15 protein-coding genes are annotated in these 17723 nt (G+C 66.8%); 12 read left to right on the top strand and 3 right to left on the bottom strand.

Annotated elements, in window-relative coordinates; translation table 11 throughout:
- Nucleotides 1–4 precede the first annotated feature (4 nt).
- Complete coding sequence (msrB, locus tag QTI17_RS07195; protein WP_286367924.1) at nt 5–424, bottom strand: peptide-methionine (R)-S-oxide reductase MsrB; 420 nt, start codon at nt 422–424, stop codon at nt 5–7.
- On the bottom strand, nt 421–1902 hold the full coding sequence (locus QTI17_RS07190; protein ID WP_286531934.1) for a protein adenylyltransferase SelO: 1482 nt from the start codon (nt 1900–1902) through the stop codon (nt 421–423). Before QTI17_RS07190 ends, msrB begins: the two co-directional genes overlap by 4 nt.
- Before the next feature lie 103 nt (nt 1903–2005).
- On the opposite strand from QTI17_RS07190, the gene QTI17_RS07185 reads away from it, so the two are divergent.
- Both QTI17_RS07185 and mazF read left to right on the top strand, forming a co-directional pair.
- Nucleotides 2006–2242: an AbrB/MazE/SpoVT family DNA-binding domain-containing protein gene (locus tag QTI17_RS07185; RefSeq protein WP_286531933.1), complete on the top strand. Its 237-nt coding sequence runs from the start codon at nt 2006–2008 to the stop codon at nt 2240–2242.
- Nucleotides 2242–2580 (top strand): endoribonuclease MazF, encoded by a 339-nt coding sequence (gene mazF / locus QTI17_RS07180; RefSeq protein ID WP_286531932.1) that lies wholly within the window; start codon nt 2242–2244, stop codon nt 2578–2580. Before QTI17_RS07185 ends, mazF begins: the two co-directional genes overlap by 1 nt.
- A gap of 18 nt (nt 2581–2598) precedes the next feature.
- Here mazF and QTI17_RS07175 read toward each other — a convergent pair whose 3' ends face one another.
- A complete protein-coding gene (locus QTI17_RS07175) occupies nt 2599–3576 on the bottom strand; it encodes an AraC family transcriptional regulator (RefSeq protein ID WP_286532167.1) in 978 nt (325 codons plus the stop codon).
- A gap of 234 nt (nt 3577–3810) precedes the next feature.
- Between QTI17_RS07175 and QTI17_RS07170 the strand changes: the two genes are divergently transcribed.
- The 10 genes from QTI17_RS07170 to QTI17_RS07125 all read left to right on the top strand — a co-directional run bounded on the left by QTI17_RS07170 (nt 3811) and on the right by QTI17_RS07125 (nt 17602).
- On the top strand, nt 3811–5613 hold the full coding sequence (locus QTI17_RS07170) for a carboxylesterase/lipase family protein (protein WP_503011027.1): 1803 nt from the start codon (nt 3811–3813) through the stop codon (nt 5611–5613).
- Between the two features lie 159 nt (nt 5614–5772).
- Entirely contained in the window at nt 5773–7416 is a 1644-nt protein-coding gene (locus QTI17_RS07165) for a 3-(methylthio)propionyl-CoA ligase (RefSeq protein WP_286531931.1), read from the top strand.
- A gap of 166 nt (nt 7417–7582) precedes the next feature.
- On the top strand, nt 7583–8821 hold the full coding sequence (locus QTI17_RS07160) for a branched-chain amino acid ABC transporter substrate-binding protein (protein ID WP_286531930.1): 1239 nt from the start codon (nt 7583–7585) through the stop codon (nt 8819–8821).
- Nucleotides 8822–8901: 80 nt separating this feature from the next.
- Nucleotides 8902–9855 (top strand): branched-chain amino acid ABC transporter permease, encoded by a 954-nt coding sequence (locus QTI17_RS07155; RefSeq protein ID WP_286527628.1) that lies wholly within the window; start codon nt 8902–8904, stop codon nt 9853–9855.
- Between the two features lie 4 nt (nt 9856–9859).
- The gene (locus QTI17_RS07150; RefSeq protein WP_286531929.1) at nt 9860–11158 is read left to right on the top strand and encodes a branched-chain amino acid ABC transporter permease; all 1299 of its coding nucleotides are present in this window, start codon (nt 9860–9862) and stop codon (nt 11156–11158) included.
- On the top strand, nt 11155–11925 hold the full coding sequence (locus tag QTI17_RS07145; RefSeq protein WP_286527626.1) for an ABC transporter ATP-binding protein: 771 nt from the start codon (nt 11155–11157) through the stop codon (nt 11923–11925). Before QTI17_RS07150 ends, QTI17_RS07145 begins: the two co-directional genes overlap by 4 nt.
- A 1-nt stretch (nt 11926) precedes the next feature.
- On the top strand, nt 11927–12622 hold the full coding sequence (locus QTI17_RS07140; RefSeq protein WP_286531928.1) for an ABC transporter ATP-binding protein: 696 nt from the start codon (nt 11927–11929) through the stop codon (nt 12620–12622).
- 178 nt (nt 12623–12800) lie between these two features.
- Nucleotides 12801–14906 (top strand): 3-hydroxyacyl-CoA dehydrogenase NAD-binding domain-containing protein, encoded by a 2106-nt coding sequence (locus tag QTI17_RS07135; protein WP_286531927.1) that lies wholly within the window; start codon nt 12801–12803, stop codon nt 14904–14906.
- Between the two features lie 19 nt (nt 14907–14925).
- Complete coding sequence (locus QTI17_RS07130) at nt 14926–16395, top strand: M20 family peptidase (RefSeq protein WP_286531926.1); 1470 nt, start codon at nt 14926–14928, stop codon at nt 16393–16395.
- Nucleotides 16396–16426: 31 nt separating this feature from the next.
- Entirely contained in the window at nt 16427–17602 is a 1176-nt protein-coding gene (locus QTI17_RS07125; RefSeq protein ID WP_286531925.1) for an acetyl-CoA C-acyltransferase, read from the top strand.
- Nucleotides 17603–17723 lie beyond the last annotated feature (121 nt).

Genomic DNA, 17723 nt, shown 5'->3' with positions numbered 1-17723 from the left:
GGGATCAGTCGGTTTCGCGATCCTTGAACTCGAGCGAGGCCGAATTCATGCAGTAGCGCAGGCCGGTCTCGGTCGGGCCGTCGGGAAACACGTGGCCCAGGTGGGCGCCGCAGTTGGCGCAGACGTTCTCGGTGCGCACCATGCCGTGCGAGCGGTCGACGATGTTGCGGATCGCGCCGGGCACGGCCTCCTGCGAGAAGCTGGGCCAGCCGCAGCCGGCGTCGAATTTGGTGGCCGACTCGAACAGCTTGGCGCCGCAGCAGATGCAATGGTAGGTACCGTCGTCCCAATGGGCTTCGTACTTGCCGGTGAAGGGGCGCTCGGTGGCGGCGTGCCGCGTGATCTCGAAGGCGCCGCGCTCAGCGCCCTTTTCGGCCAGCAGGGCCTTCCATTCGGCATCGGTTTTCTGGACGGGTGAAGTCATGATGAGCAGCTGATTTCGATCGTGGAGGCCCAGTCGGGCGGGAAGCCGGCGAAAGCGTCGTGGCCGGCATGTTCGTCAAATGGGGATTCGAGCAGGCGCAGCAAGGTGGCGACGCCGGAGAAATCCTTTTGCCCGGCGGCTTCGATCGCCTGCTGGCCCAAGTGGTTCCGCAGGACGAATTTCGGATTGCTGCGCAGCATCCGGGCGGCGGTGTCCGCGGCCGGCGTGCCGGCACGGCGCTCGGCGTAGCTCTGCAGCCAGGCATCCAGGCCCGGCCGGTCGACGAACAGGTCGCGCACCGGCTCGACATCGCCGCTGGCCACGCCATGGGAGAGCCAGCGCCAGAAGATCGTGTAGTCGACCTTTTCCTGGGCCAGCAGTTTCAGCACGCCTTCGATCAAGGCGCGGTCGCCCTCGGCGGCCTCGGCGAGGCCCAGCTTGGCCCGCATCCGGGCCTCGAACTCGCGCGGGAACACGGTCTTGTACGACTCCAGCGCGGCGACCGCCACCTCCTGGTCGCCGATCAAGGGGAGCAGCGCCTGGGCCAGGCAGAACAGGTTCCAGTAGGCGACGTTGGGCTGCTGATTGAAGGCGTAGCGGCCGGAGGTGTCGCTGTGGTTGCAGATGTGGCGTGGGTCGAAGCCGTCCAGGAACTGGAACGGCCCGTAGTCGATCGTGAGCCCGAGGATGCTCATGTTGTCGGTGTTCATCACGCCGTGACAGAAGCCGACCGCCTGCCATTGGGCCAGCAGGGCGGCGGTGCGTTCGCTGACCGCCTCGAGCAGTGCGGCATAGGGGTTGCCGCCGAAGCTGGGGCTGACGCGGCACTCCGGGTAGTAGCGGTCGATCACGTAGTCGGCCAGGGCGCGCAGTTCGTCTTCGCGCTGGTTGGCGGCGAAATGCTCGAAGTGGCCGAAGCGGATGAAGCTGGGTGCGACCCGCGTCACGACGGCGGCGGTTTCGAGTTCTTCGCGGCGTACCCGGGCGTCGGAGCCGGTCACGCACAAGGCCCGCGTGGTCGGGATGCCCAGGCCGTGCATGGCCTCGCTGCAGAGGAATTCGCGGATGCTGGAGCGCAGCACCGCCCGGCCGTCGCCCATGCGGGAGTAGGGCGTCGGGCCGGCGCCCTTGAGTTGCACCTCGAGCCCCCCGGCGGTTTCACCCAGGAAGATCGCTCGGCCATCGCCGAGCTGTCCGGCCCAGACGCCGAACTGATGGCCGCTGTAGACGCTGGCGAACGGGCGGGTGCCGGCGACTGGCGAATTGCCGACAAAGGCGGCCAGGCCTTCGTCGGATTGCAGCCAGGACGGGTCCAGGCCGAGATCGCCTGCCACGCGGGCGCTGGCGCCGACCCAGTAGGGATCGGGCAGGGGACGGGGCTGGAGTTCGGTGAAGAAGGCGGGGCCCAGCGCCGAAAAGCCCGGGGCCCAGCGCAGACCCAGGTCGACCAGGTCCGCTTCGTCTGCAAGCATGCTCATGAGGGCGATTGTCCTGCAGCGGGCGAGACCCCGGACGGGTGAGGCCATCCCGGGGCACACGAAGTCAGTTAAAGTATCTACATTGTCGATACATGGAGGTGTCATGCACGTGGTCATCAAGAAATGGGGCAACAGCGCCTCGGTCCGCCTTCCGGCGTCCGTGATGAAGTCGCTCAATCTGCAACTCGATCAGACAGTCGATGTGCGTGACGAAGGCGGACGGATCGTGATCGAGCCGGTGCGCCATGCGGTCGACCTGGCGGAACTGCTTGCCGCCATCACGCCCGAGAACCTGCACGGCGAGGCCGAGTTCGGTCCGGTCGTGGGCAAGGAATGGTGATGGCGAGCCGCTACGTTCCCGAAGCCGGGGACATCGTGTGGCTGCAGTTCGATCCGCAGGCCGGGCACGAGCAGTCGGGCCACAGGCCTGCGCTGGTACTGAGCCCGGCCGCCTACAACGGCAAGACCGGCCTGATGCTGTGCTGCCCCATGACGACGCAGATCAAGGGCTATCCCTTCGAGGTCCCGATCGCCGGCAGCCGGGCGACCGCGGTTCTCTCGGACCAGGTCAAGAGCCTGGATTGGAAAGTTCGCCGGGCGACTCGGAAGGGGCAGGTTTCAACGGGGGAGCTGTCGGATGTCAGGGCCAGGATCCTGGCGCTGGTCGGAAAGCCCTGAGGTGCCAACGCGCTGCGCTCAGGTGCGCACCATGCCGCCATCGACACATCGCGCCCGGTACTGCGCCGGCGGCAGCCCGAACCAGCGCTTGCACGCCCTGAAAAAGTTGCTGCTGTCGACGAAGCCGAGCAGGTCGGCCACATCGGTCAGCGTATGGCGCCGGTCGGCCAGGTACTGCTGGGCCAACTCGCGCCGGGTCTGGTCGAGCAGGGCCTGGTAGGAACTCGATTCGGCCTGCAGCCGGCGCTGCAGGGTGCGCTCGGTGACGCCGAGCCCGGCGGCCACATCCTGCCGGCGCGGCTCGCCCGCGGGCAGCCGGCGCGCGATCTCGGCGCAGACACGCCGGCTGATCGTGCTGTCGGCCAGGGTGATCAGTTGCTCGTCGAGCAGGCGCTCGTGCAGCGCCGCCAGTGCCGGGTGCTGCGAAGGGATCGCCGCGCGCATGTCGGCATCGGCCAGCAGCAGCCGGTTGGCGGCGGCGCCGAAGCGGATCGCGCAGCCGAAGGCGGCCCCGTGCGGCGCGTCGCTCGGCGGTGCCGGGTACACGAACTCGACCGCCAGCGGCCGCAGCTCGCGCCGAGTCAGCCAGCCGCACAGCACCAGCATGGTCAGCATCCCGTACTCGACGCGCTGCCGCGGCACCGGCCGTCGGCTGCCGACGTGCCCGAGCACCAGCCAGTGGCCGCGTGCCTCGGGCTCGAGCTCGAAGGTGGCGGCGTCCGAGACCACCGCCAGGTAGCGCGCCAGGCGTTCCAGGCCGGCGTGCAGATGCGGGCTGCAGGTCATCGCGTGACCCAGCGTGTCGAGATTGCCGTGGCGGGCGGCCAGTTCGCGCGAAAGGCCCAGCGTGGCCTTGCCGGAGCGGGCCACGGCCAACTGCCACAGCTGGCTGATGTCGTCGGCCGGAAAGCGGGCCTCGGGCCGTTCGAGCCCGGTGGCGTCGAAGCCGCAGTCGCGCAGAAGGGACGGCACATCGAGCCCTTCGGCCGCGAACATGTCGAGCACGCCTCGCAGCCAGGCGCCCGAACTGGTGCGCAGCGGGGCCGCGGGGGGCGCAGGTCGCACTGATTTCGATGCTCGCGTCTCTGAAGTCACTGGTTTGGCGCGCTTGCGATAGCAGGCATGGGGCGGGTCGTTCCTAGAATTTTTCCGGGCTCGCGAAGAAGCCCAGAAGTATCGAGGCCGGTCCCGGCAGCGCGCATTCCGGATAACCCGACGAGGAGACCAGACATGACCACGACAAGCCGGAAATGGCGCGCGGGATTGGTGCTACTGTGCGCCATCATCGCCGCTTGCGGCGGATCGTCCGATCCCACTTTCAGCGTTCCGCCGCCCGCGGCGGCCACCACCCCGACCATGACGCCGACGACCTCGACCACCGTTCCCGCGACACCGCCCGCCGAAGCCCCCACGGTGCGCACCACCGCCCAGGGCAAGGTCGAAGGGGTCGACGACAGCGCCCGCTCGGGCACCTGGTCCTGGAAGGGCCTGCCGTTTGCCCGGCCGCCGGTCGGCGCGCTGCGCTGGCGGGCCCCGGCCGAGCCCGAAGCCTGGGTCGGCGTCCGACCGGCCAAGCAGTTCGGCAACCCCTGCCTGCAGAACGGCCGCCTCTACGGCCCCGGCGCCAACAACACCTACGACGCCACGATCGCCACCACCTTGAACACCCCGGTCGGCAGCGAGGATTGCCTGACGCTCAACATCTGGCGTCCGGCTAGCACCGACGAGAAGCTGCCGGTGCTGCTCTTCATCCATGGCGGCAGCAACATCTCGGGCTACACGGCCGACCCGGTCTACGACGGCGCCAATCTGGCGAAGAAGGCCAACGCGGTGATCGTCACGGCCAACTACCGCCTGGGCGTGCTGGGCTTCCTGAATCTGCCGCAACTGCACGTGGGCGGCACCGAAGGCGACGATTCGGGCAATTTCGCGCTGCTCGACAACCTGGCGGCGCTGCGCTACATCCAGAAGAACATCGCCGGCTTCGGCGGCGACGCCAGCAACGTCACGGTGATGGGGCAGTCGGCCGGCGCGATCAACCTGCTGGCCCTGATGGCGTCGCCGATGGCCAAGGGACTGTTCCACAAGGCGATGCCGCTGTCGGGCGGCATCTCGCTGGCGACCAACCTGCCGCCCGGCAGCCTGCCGACCTTGAACCCGGCGTCGACGTACCTCGCACAGGGCAATGGCCTGCTGCTGAACCTGCTGGTGGCGGATGGCAAGGCGGCCGACCTGGCTGCTGCCACCACCTACGCCGCCGGGATGAGCCCGGCCGACGTCGCCGACTACCTGCGCGCCAAGGACGCCAGGACGATCCTCGGCATCGTGCTCGCCAAGGGCCTGACCGGCTCGGGCCCGATCCCGGACGGCACGGTCCTGCCGACCGACCCGATCGCGGCGATGGCCGCCGGGCGGTACCTGAAGGTGCCGACCGTGGTCGGCGTCACGCGCGACGAGGGCAAGCTCTTCACGCCCTTCCTGCCGCTGGTCGGCGGCCCCAAGCCCGGCCTCAAGATCGACGATGCGACCCGCTTCACGATGATGCAGAACTTCGACCCGGACGCTGCCACCACGCTGAGTTCAGCCGACATCATCGATCCGGCCTACCTGCCGGTGACGACGCCCGTCACGGGCTACGACGCGATGACCGCGCGGATCACCAACGCCTTCATGGTGCCCAGCCGCGACAACCTGCTGAACACCCTGAAGACGCAGCAGTCGGACCTGTGGCACTACCAGTTCGACTGGGCCCAGCTGCCGCCGCCCTGGAACGAGGTCTATGGCGCGGCGCATGCCTTCGACCTGGGCTTCGTGTTCGGCAATTTCGGGCCGTCGCTGTTCTCCAACGCGAGCTTCAGCGCCGCCAACCGGCCGGGCAGGGAAGCGCTGTCCAACGCCATGATGGGCAGCATCGCCGCCTTCATGCGCAGCGGCGACCCGAACAGCGCGGCGCTGGGCACGACCTGGGCGCCCTGGCCCTCGCGGCTGCTGCTCGACGCCACCCCCGGCGCGGCCAGCATCTCGACCCAATAGCCGACCGTTCGCAGCCGGTCTCCTCGGGGACCCGACTGCGGGTTTCTGGCATTGCACTGCAACACGTATTTGAAGGATTCTCGGGACCAGCGGGACGCCGGTGGTTACATTGGCTTTCCTCTCAGAATTACCAAGAATACTTACGCAAGGAGCTGATAGATGCTGGGTTTGATGCAGGACCAACCGTTGCTGATCTCGTCGCTGATCGAGTTCGCCGAGCGCCACCATGGCGACGCCGAAATCGTCTCGCGGCGGGTCGAGGGCGACATCCACCGGACGACATGGCGCCAGGTCGCCGCGCGTTCGCGGCAGGTCGCCAACGCGCTCGAGGACGAGCAGCTGCTCTTCAGCGACCGGGTCGCCACGCTGGCCTGGAACGGCTACCGCCACCTCGAGCTCTACTACGGCGTGAGCGGCTCCGGCCGCGTGCTGCACACCATCAACCCGCGGCTGCATCCCGACCAGATCGCCTGGATCGCGAACCACGCCGAAGACCAGATCCTGTGCTTCGACCTGTCGTTCCTGCCGCTGGTGCAGGCGGTCCACGCCAAGTGCACCACGATCCGGAAATGGATTGCGCTGTGTGATGCCGACAAGCTGCCGGCCGACACGGGCGTGCCGAACCTGGTGAGCTACCAAGCCTGGATGGGCCAACGCTCCGATGTCTATCCGTGGCCCAGCTTCGACGAGAACTCGGCGTCGAGCATGTGCTACACGAGCGGCACCACGGGCAACCCGAAGGCCGCGCTCTACAGCCACCGCTCGACCCTGCTGCACGCCTACGCCGCCGCGCTGCCCGACGTGATGTGCATCTCGGCGCGCGATTCGGTGCTGCCGGTGGTGCCGATGTTCCACGTCAACGCCTGGGGCATCCCGTATTCGGCGGCCCTGGTCGGCGCCAAGGTGGTGTTCCCTGGCCCGGCGCTGGACGGCAAGTCGGTCTATGACCTGATCGAGGCCGAGAAGGTGACATTCGCGGCCGGCGTGCCGACAGTCTGGCAGATGCTGCTGGGCCACCTGCAGGCCAACGGCCTGAAGTTCTCGAGCCTGAAGCGCACCGTGATCGGCGGCTCCGCCTGTCCGCCGGCGATGATCCACGCCTTCCAGGAGCTCTACGGGGTCGACGTGCTGCACGCCTGGGGCATGACCGAGATGTCGCCGCTCGGCACCCTCTGCACGCTCAAGAACAAGCACCTGGCGCAGAGCCCCGAGCAGCAGACCGCGATCCGCATGAAGCAGGGCCGCGCGATCTTCGGCGTCGACATGAAGATCGTCGACGGCAACGGCGAGGAGCTGCCCTGGGACGGCAAGGCCTACGGCGACTTGCTCGTCAAGGGTCCTTGGGTGGTCAAGGAATACTTCAAGGGCGAGGGCGGCAATCCGCTGGACGCCGACGCCGAGGGCCGCGGCTGGTTCCCGACCGGCGACGTCGCCACCATCGATGCCGACGGCTTCCTGCAGATCACCGACCGCAGCAAGGACGTGATCAAGTCGGGCGGCGAATGGATCAGCTCGATCGACATCGAGAACATCGCGGTGGCGCATCCGGCGATCGCGATGGCGGCCTGCATCGGCGTGTTCCATCCCAAGTGGGACGAGCGGCCGATCGTGGCGGTGGTGAGGAAGCCGGGCGCCGAAGTCTCGCGCGATGAACTGCTCGCCTTCTACCAGGGCAAGACCGCCAAATGGCAGATCCCCGACGACGTGGTGTTCGTGGAGGCGATCCCGATCGGTGCCACCGGAAAGATCCTCAAGACCAAGCTGCGCGAATTGCTGCGCGACTACAAGTTGCCGGGGGTCTGAAAACGAGCCCATCCTACCGCCGAGTAGCACCAGCCCGAACGGGGCTGTCGCATGGGTGATAGAAACCGCCCCTGCAGCCTCGTCCTTACGGGCATTCCCTGACGGGCGGGTCCCCAAAGACTTGTAATCTCGCCCAGCCCTGACAGCCTGAACTAGGAGACAAGAAATGAAATTCACCCTGAAGATCGCCACCGCCGCCATCCTCGTCGCGAGTGCCACCGGCGCCTTCGCCCAGAAGGGCGAGACCGTGAAGATCGCCTGGCTCGATCCGCTGTCCGGCCTGATGGCCGCCGTCGGCACCAACCAGCTCAAGACCTTCCAGTTCCTGGCCGACGAGTTCAACAAGAAGAACGCGGCCGGGGTCAAGTTCGAGATCATCGGCATCGACAACAAGCTGAGCCCGCAGGAAACCACCAGCGCCCTGCGCTCGGCCATGGACCAGGGTGCGCGCTACGTGGTGCAGGGCAACGGCTCCGGCGCCGCGCTCGCGATCATCGACGCGCTCGAGAAGAACAACGCCCGCAACCCGGGCAAGGAAGTGCTGTACCTGAACTACGCGGCGGTCGATCCCGACCTGACCAACAGCAAGTGCAGCTACTGGCACTTCCGGCTCGATGCCGACACCTCCATGAAGATGGAAGCGCTGACCACCTTCATGAAGGACCAGCCGGATGTCAAGAAGGTCTACCTGCTCAACCAGAACTACTCGCACGGCGTGCAGGTGGCCAAGTACGCCAAGGAGAATCTGGCGCGCAAGCGGCCCGACGTCCAGATCGTCGGCGAAGACCTGCATCCGCTCGCGCAGGTGCGCGACTTCGCGCCGTACATCGCCAAGATCAAGGCCTCGGGCGCCGACACCGTGATCACCGGCAACTGGGGTTCCGACCTGTCGCTGCTGATCAAGGCGGCCAACGACGCCGGGCTCAACAACGTCAAGTTCTATACCTACTATGGCACGGTCAGCGGCACGCCGACCGCCATGGGCGCGGCTTCGGACGGCAAGGTGTTCCAGGTCGGCTACGGACACTACAACATGGGCGGCGAGATCCAGCGCCTGTCCGTCGACTTCAACAAGAAGTTCAAGGAAGATCTCTACACCTCGGCCGCCTACACCTCGCTGCAGATGCTGGTCGACGGCTTCGTCAAGGCCAAGTCGACCGACCCGGTCAAAGTGGCCGCAGCGCTCGAGGGCATGCGCTTCAAGAGCTTCAACGGCGAGGTCGAGATGCGCAAGGCCGACCACCAGCTCCAGCAGGGCCTGTACGTGGCCAAGTGGGAGAAGGCGGGCGGCAAGTTCCCGATCGACGCCGAGAACACGGGCTACACCTTCGTGCCGGTCAAGTACTACGAGCCCTACGTGGCCAGCACGCCGACCACTTGCGAAATGAAGCGGCCCAGCCCCTGAGGCATGACTTCGCGCTGACCGGTCGAGGCCCGACTTCAACACTCGGGCCTTTTTTCTTTTCCACGTGACCCCGAGGACCGATGAACGTCGAATTTTTCGTCATCTCGCTGCTCAACGGCGTGAGCTACGGCTTGCTGTTGTTCATGCTGAGCTCTGGCCTGACGCTGATCTTCAGCATGATGGGCGTGCTCAATTTCGCGCACACCAGTTTCTACATGCTGGGGGCCTACGTGGCCTACACGCTGTCCGGCATCATCGGCTTCTGGCCGGCGCTGTTCATCGCGCCGCTGCTCGTCGGGGCGCTCGGCGCCGGCTTCGAGCGCTACAGCCTGCGGCGGGTCCACAAATTCGGCCATGTCCCCGAACTGCTGGTGACCTTCGGTCTCTCGTTCCTGATCCTCGAGGTGGTGCAGCTGGTCTGGGGCCGCTCCACCGTCCCCTATGCGCTGCCGAGCCAGCTGCAGGGCCCGCTGTTCACGATCTACGGCACCCAGTTCCCGAAGTCGCGCTCCTTCATCATGCTGGTCGCCTTGCTGATGCTGCTGTCGGTGTGGCTGCTGCTCACGCGCACCCGCATCGGCCTCGTGATCCAGGCTGCGCTCAAGCATCCTGAAATGGTCGAGGCGCTCGGCCACAACGTGCCGCGCGTCTTCATGCTGGTGTTCGGCGGCGGCGCCGCGCTGGCCGGGCTGGCCGGCGTGGTGGGCGGCAACACCTATGTCACCGAGCCGGCCATGGCCGCGTCGGTGGGCTCGATCATCTTCGTGGTGGTGGTGGTGGGGGGCCTCGGCTCGCTGGCCGGCGCCTTCCTGGCGTCGCTCCTGATCGGCATCGTCCAGACCTTCGCGGTGGCGATGGACCAGTCGATGGCCGGCGGCCTGCAGGCGCTGGGCGTGGCAGTGACCGAAAGCACCTTCGGCTACCCATTGCTCAAGCTCACCATCTCGCAGGTGGCGCCGATCCTGCCCTATCTGTTCCTGGTCCTGATCCTGATCTTCAGGCCCAAGGGCCTGCTCGGCACGCGCGAAGACTGATCCGATGACGAATACGCAGTACTACCGCTTCAAGCCCCTGAATCTCGGGCGCTTCTTCATCTGGTCGCTGTTCGCGATCGTCCTGATCGTCGCGCCGATGGTCTTCAAGACCAGCCTGGCGCTGACGATGCTCTCGCAGATGGGCTACCTCATCATCATCTGCCTGAGCTACAACATCCTGCTCGGGCAGGGCGGCATGCTGAGCTTCGGGCATGCTGTCTATGTCGGGCTCGGCTCCTTCATCGCGATCCATGCAATGAACCTCGCGAGCAAGGGCGGCTGGCCGATCCCGCTGGTGCTGATCCCGGTGGTGGGGGGCGTGGCGGGCATGTTCTTCGCGATCATCCTGGGCTTTGTCACGACCAAGAAGTCGGGCACCACCTTCGCGATGATCACGCTGGGCATCGGCGAGCTGGTGGCGTCCATGGCGCTGATGTTCCCGGGCTTCTTCGGCGGCGAGGGCGGCATCACGACCGACCGCGTCTACGGCCGGCCCTTCTTCGGCCTGACCTTCGGGCCGCAGATCCAGGTCTACTACCTGATCGCCGTCTATTGCTTCATCTGCACCGCGCTGATGTACGCCTTCACCGGCACGCCGCTGGGCCGCATCCTGAACGCGGTGCGCGACAACCCGGAGCGGGTCGAGTTCATCGGCTACAACACCCAGCGGGTGCGCTACTTCGCCTTCATCATCGCCGGCTTCTTCGCTGGCGTCGGCGGCGGGCTGGCGGCGATCAACTTCGAGATCGTCAACGCGGCCGACAGCCTGAATGCGCTGCGCTCGGGCAGCTACCTGCTGTTCACCTTCCTGGGCGGGGCGATCTTCTTCTTCGGGCCGATCATCGGCGCGGTGCTGCTGGTCTTCGCCGCGGTGCTGCTGTCGGAGCTCTCCAAGGCCTGGCAGCTCTATTTCGGGCTGGTCTTCGTCTTCATGGTGATGTTCGCGCCGGGCGGCATCGCCAGCCTGGTGATGATGAACCTTCGCGTGGCCAAGTTCGGCAAGTTCAAGCAGTTCTGGCCGCTTTACGGCGGCCTGCTGGTGGCGATCATCCCGGTGGTGATCGGCGCCGCCGCCCTCATCGAGATGATCTATCACATCCAGCTCAATTCGGCCCTGGGGCCGAACCTCCCGTTCATGGGCGTTTCGCTCGACACCTCCGGCGTGGCCAGCTGGCTCGGCGCGTCGCTGATCCTGGTCGTCGGGCTCATCGCGCTCGAGTTCGCGCGGCGGCGCTTCGTGCGGGCCTGGGGCACCGCCCAGGAGCAGATCGAGGCCGAGATCAAGCGCAGGGAGCTCGCATGACCCACGCCCTGGAACTCAAGTCGCTGCGCAAGAACTTCGGCAAGACCGAGATCATCCGCGGCGTCGACCTGGCCGTGGAGGCCGGTGAGCGGATCGCCATCATCGGCCCGAACGGCGCCGGCAAGTCGACCCTGTTCAACCTGATCAGCGGCCGGCTCGCGCCCAGCAGCGGCGAGGTGCTGCTCGACGGCCAGCGCATCGACGGCAAGAAGCCGTTCGAGATCAATCGGCTGGGCCTGTCGCGCAGCTTCCAGATCACCAACATCTTCCCGAAGCTCAGCGTCTTCGAGAACCTGCGCTGCGGGGTGCTGTGGAGCCTGGGCTACCGCTACAGCTTCCTGCGCTTCCTGTCGAACCTGCACGATGCCAACGCGCGGACCGAGGAACTGATCCACCAGGTCGGCCTCGACCGCAAGCGCGACGTGCAGGCCGTGAACCTCACCTATGCCGAGCAGCGGGCGCTGGAGATCGGCGTCACGATTGCCGGCGGCGCCAATGTCATCCTGCTCGACGAGCCGACCGCCGGCATGAGCAAGACCGAGACCTCGCACTTCATCGCGTTGATCAAGCAGGTGACGGTCGGCAAGACGCTGCTCACCGTGGAGCACGACATGGGGGTGGTGTTCGGCCTGGCCGACAAGATCGCGGTGGTGGTCTACGGCGAGGTGATCGCCTTCGACACCCCGGCCGCGGTGCGCGCCAATGCGCGCGTGCAGGAGGCCTACCTCGGCTCCTCCGTTGCCGATGCCCAGGGCGGAGGACACTGAGATGCTCAAGCTACAAGACATTCACGCCTATTACGGCAAGAGCCATGTGTTGCATGGTGTTTCGTTCGACGTCGGTCCCGGCGAGATCGTCGCGCTGCTGGGCCGCAATGGCTCGGGCCGCTCGACCACCGCCAAGGCGATCATGGGCCTGGTCCATGCCGAAGGCACGCTGCGCTGGAAGGACAAGGACATCCTGCGCAAGAAGGCCTACGAGGTGGCGCACATGGGCATCGGCTACGTGCCCGAGAACCGCGACATCTTTCCCAAGCTCACGGTGCACCAGAACCTGCTGCTGGGCCAGAAGGGCAACGGCCGCGGCAGCCGCTGGTCGTTCGACGACATGTACGGCATGTTCCCGCGGCTCAAGGAGCGCCAGCACACCGAGGCCGGCGTGCTGTCGGGCGGCGAGCAGCAGATGCTGACCCTGTGCCGCACGCTGATGGGCGACCCCGACCTGATCATCATCGACGAGCCGACCGAGGGCCTGGCGCCGAAGATCGTCGAGCTGGTCGGCCAGTACCTGCGCACGCTCAAGGACAAGGGCATCTCGGTGCTGCTGATCGAGCAGAAGCTGACCATCGCGATGCAGATCTCCGACCGGGCCCTGGTCATGGGGCACGGCAGCATCGTGTTCGACGGCACGCCCGACAGCCTCAGGGCCGATGCCACTACCCGGAAGGAATGGCTGGAGGTCTAATCCACCTCGGCGCCTTGTCCCGGCAGCGACTTGGCATGGTTGCCCGGTCCCTCGAAACGCCTAGAATTCGATAAAAAAGAACACTCGTGCTTTTTGTGAGCGGGGTCTTGGCGTCTGATCGCGCCATGGCCCTCGAACCCGTTTTTTTCGATCCTCTCCCATCCCAAAGGAACGCAGCATGACGGCTGAATACAAAGTGCTCGGCGACGTCGCCGTGATCACGCTGAACAACCCCCCGGTCAATGGCCTCGGCTTCTCGACCCGGGTCGGCATCACCGACGGGCTTTCCAAGGCCATCGACGACCCGGCCGTCAAGGCGATCGTCATCACCGGCGAGGGCAAGGCCTTCTCGGGCGGCGCCGACATCAAGGAATTCGGCACGCCCAAGGCGCTGCAGGAGCCCAACCTGCTGAGCGTCATCCTGGCGCTCGAGGCTTCCACCAAGCCGATCGTCGCGGCGATCCATTCGGTCTGCATGGGCGGCGGCCTCGAACTGGCCCTGGGCTGCCACTACCGCGTTGCGGCACCCGGCACCAGCGTCGCGCTGCCCGAGGTCAAGCTGGGCCTCCTGCCCGGCGCCGGCGGCACCCAGCGCCTGCCGCGCGTGCTGGGCGTGGAGACCGCGCTCAACATGATCGTCAGCGGCGAGGCCGTCAAGAGCGAGGTGCTGGCGTCGATGCCCGGCCAGAAGCTGTTCGACAAGCTCTCGGGATCGGCCGAGTCGCTGTTCGACGAAGCGCTCGAACTCGCCCGGCACGTGGCCGGCAAGACCGGCGATGCACTGCCGCTGGTGCGCAACCTGCCGTGCAAGCACCCGCAGGGCGACGCCTACTTCCAGTTCGCCAAGAACATGGTCGGCGGCATGTCCAAGAACTACCCGGCGCCGCTCAAGTGCGTCGACGCCGTGCAGGCCGCGACCCAGCTGAAGTTCGACCAGGGCATGGCCGAGGAGCGCCGGCTCTTCACCGCGCTGATGTTCACGCCCGAATCGATGGCGCTGCGCCACCTGTTCATGGCCGAGCGCGCGGCATCGCGCATTCCCGATGTGCCCGAGGACACGCCACAGCGCGCCATCAAGTCGGTCGGCGTGATCGGCGCCGGCACCATGGGCGGCGGCATCTCGATGAACTTCCTGAACGCCGGCATCCCGGTCAAGATCCTCGAGATGAAGCAGGAAGCGCTCGACCGCGGCGTGGCCACCATCAAGAAGAACTACGAAGCCCAGGTCAAGAAGGGCAAGCTCAAGCAGGACAAGTACGAGCAGCGCATGGCGCTCTTGAGCACCACGCTGAGCTATGACGACCTGAAGGATGTCGACCTGGTCATCGAGGCCGTGTTCGAGGAACTCGGCGTCAAGGAAGCGGTGTTCAAGGAACTCGACCGCGTCGCCAAGTCCGGTGCCATCCTGGCGTCCAACACCTCGACTCTCGACGTCGACAAGATCGCCGCCTTCACGAAGCGTCCGCAGGACGTGGTCGGCATGCACTTCTTCAGCCCGGCCAACGTGATGAAGCTGCTCGAAGTGGTGCGCGGCAAGAAGACCGCCAAGGACGTGCTGGCCACGGTGATGTCGCTGGCCAAGAAGATCAAGAAGACCGCGGTGGTCTCGGGCGTCTGTGACGGCTTCATCGGCAACCGCATGATCGAGCAGTATTCGCGCCAGGCGGGCTTCCTGCTGGACGAAGGCGCGACGCCGCAGCAGGTCGACCGCGCGATCGAGAAATTCGGCTTCGCGATGGGCCCGTTCCGCATGGGCGACCTGGCCGGCAACGACATCGGCTGGGCCATCCGCAAGCGCCGCGCGACCGAGATCGCCGACATGAAGTACAGCCGCACGGCCGACAAGCTCTGCGAGCTGGGCCGCTTCGGCCAGAAGACCGGGGCAGGGTGGTACGACTACCAGGCCGGCAAGCGCGATGCGATCCCGTCCGACCTCGTCAACAAGATGATCGAGGACCACCGCAAGGAACTCGGCATCACGCCGCGCAAGATCTCCGACGACGAGATCGTCCAGCGCCTGGTCTATTCGCTGGTCAACGAAGGCGCCCGCATCCTCGAGGACGGCATCGCCTCGAAGTCGGGCGACATCGACATGGTCTACCTCACGGGCTATGGCTTCCCGATCTGGCGCGGCGGCCCGATGCACTACGCGTCGCAGGTCGGCCTGTTCAACGTGGCCGAGTCGATGAAGCGCTTCGCGAAGAATCCGCGCGACGACGCGAGCTTCTGGCAGCCGGCCGCGCTGATCCAGAAGCTGGTGGCCGAAGGCAAGAACTTCAGCTGAAGACGGAAGGCGACCGCTCATGGTGAAACGCGTCTTCCTGGCGTTGCTGCTGGTGCCGGTGGCGCTGGCGGCAGCTGTGGCGGTCAATACCTGGCGCACGCCGTCGCGGCAACTTGCCGTGGCGCCGGCGCCGAAGCTCGCGATCGACGTCCAGGCCGCCGCCAGGCGGCTGGCGGGCGCGATCCCGTTCCGCACGGTGTCGAGCCTCGACAACCCGAGCGGCAACGACGCCGAGTTCGACAAGCTGCATGCCTACCTGGCCGAGCAGTTCCCGAAGGTCCATGCCACCCTCAAGAAAGAGGTGGTGGGCCAGAAGGCGCTGCTCTACACCTGGGCCGGCAGCGACCCGGCCGCCAAGCCGATCGCGCTGATGGCGCACCAGGACATGGTGCCGATCGCGCCGGGCACCGAGAAGGCCTGGTCGGTCGACCCGTTCGGCGGCGCCATCCAGGACGGCTTCGTCTGGGGCCGCGGCACGCTCGACAACAAGGGCAACCTGTTCGCGCAGATGGAAGCCATCGAGCTGCTGATCGGGCAGGGCTTCAAGCCCACCCAGACGGTCTATCTCGTGATGGGCGACGACGAGGAGGTCAGCGGCCTGCGCGGCGCGCTGCCGATCGCCGAGCTGCTCAAATCGCGCGGCGTGCGCCTCGACTGGGTGCTCGACGAAGGCCTGCTGGTGCTCGACGGCGTGCTGCCGGGTCTCTCGAAGCCGGCGGCGCTGATTGGCCTGGCCGAAAAGGGCTACGGCACCTTCTTCCTCTCGCTCGACACCGCCCCCGGCCACTCGTCGATGCCGCCGCAGCACAGCGCGATCGGCAGCATGAGCGCCGCACTGGCACGGCTCGAGGCCAAGCCGATGCCCGGTGGCATCCAGGGCGTGGCGGCGCAGATGTTCGGCGCGCTGGCCCCCGAGATGGGCGGCCTGAACCGCGTGATGCTGTCCAACCTGTGGCTCACCGGGCCGCTGGTGGAGGGTCAACTCGAGAAGAGTCCGAGCAGCAATGCGATGCTGCGCACCACCACGGCGCTCACCATCGTGCGGGCCGGCAACAAGGACAACGTGCTGCCGGGCCGCGCCGAGGCGGCGGTCAACTTCCGCATCCTGCCGGGCGACTCGATCGACAGCGTCGAGAAGCACCTCAAGGGCGCGCTCGGCAACGACGCGATCCAGGTCAAGCGCTACCCGGGCAATTCCGAGCCGTCGCCGGTGTCGCCGACCGACAGCACCGGCTACCGCGCGATCGAGCAGGCGGTGCGGCAGACCTTCCCGGACGCGGTCGTGGCGCCGGGCCTGATGACGGCCGCCACCGACTCGCGCCACTTCAGCCTGGTGAGCGATGCGGTCTACCGCTTCTCGCCGTTCCGGGCCAAGGCCGAAGACCTGCCGCGCTTCCATGGCACCAACGAGCGCGTCTCGATCGCCAACTACGGCGAGATGATCCAGTTCTATCAGCAACTGCTGCGCGATACGCAACAGCCCCAGTAACCGTCATTCCTCTTTCTCAAAGGACCTCACCATGACCCGCGCCGTCATCGTCTCCACCGCCCGCACGCCGCTCGCCAAGAGCTGGAAGGGTGCCTTCAACATGACGCACGGCGCCACGCTCGGCGGCCACGCGGTGCAGCACGCGGTGCAGCGCGCAGGCATCGACCCGGCCTCGGTCGACGACGTGATCATGGGCTGCGCCACGCCCGAGGGCGCCACCGGCTCGAACATCGCGCGCCAGATCGCGCTGCGCGCCGGCCTGCCGATCACCACTTCGGGCATGACCATCAACCGCTTCTGCTCGTCGGGCCTGCAGACCATCGCCACCGCCGCCCAGCGCATCATCGCAGGCGAAGGCGAGGTCTATGTGGCCGGCGGCGTCGAGAGCATCTCGTGCGTGCAGAACGAGGCCAACAAGCACATGCTGGCCGACCCCTGGCTGGTCAAGCACAAGCCCGAGATCTACTGGAACATGCTGCAGACCGCCGAGCAGGTCGCCAAGCGCTACAACATCGGCCGCGACGCCATGGACGAATACGGCGCCGCCAGCCAGCAGAAGGCCACCGCCGCGCTGGAAGCCGGCCGCTTCAAGGACGAGATCGCACCGATCACCGTGCTGGCCGGCGTGGCGGATGCCGTGCTGGGCCTGCGCACCAAGGAAGTCACGATCGAGAACGACGAAGGCATCCGTCCCGGCACCACCAAGGAAGGCATCAGCGGCATCCGCCCGGCGATTCCCGGCGGCCTGATCTCGGCCGGCAATGCCAGCCAGTTCTCCGACGGCGGCGGCGCCTGCGTGCTGGTCGACGAGAAGTACGCCGAGCAGAAGGGCCTGAAGCCGCTGGGCCGCTTCCTCGGTTTCGCGGTCGCCGGCTGCGAGCCCGACGAGATGGGCATCGGTCCGGTGTTCGCGATCCCGAAGGTGCTGAACCGCCTGGGCCTGAAGGTCAGCGACATCGACCTCTGGGAGCTCAACGAAGCCTTCGCGGTGCAGGTCATCTACTGCCGCGACAAGCTCGGCATTCCGGCCGACCGGCTCAACGTCGACGGCGGCGCGATCGCGGTTGGCCATCCCTACGGCGTGAGCGGCCAGCGCCTCACGGGCCACGCGCTCATCGAAGGCAAGCGCCGCGGCGCCAAGAAGGTCGTGGTCACGATGTGCATCGGCGGCGGCATGGGCGCGGCCGGCGTGTTCGAAGTCCTCTGACGGGCGAGCCTCGCGGGCCGGTCCGTACCTGCGAGGCCTTCACGGTCAACGACGGGCAAAAGAAGCCCTGGGCGCTGGCCCGGGGCACCATTGCACATCTGCCATCGGCACCGGATGCTGC

This window comes from Variovorax sp. J31P179 (genome assembly GCF_030316985.1).
Lineage (GTDB): Bacteria > Pseudomonadota > Gammaproteobacteria > Burkholderiales > Burkholderiaceae_C > Variovorax > Variovorax ginsengisoli_B.
The sequence above is the reverse complement of the archived record's forward strand: the minus strand, read 5'-3'. Positions and strand labels throughout refer to the sequence as shown.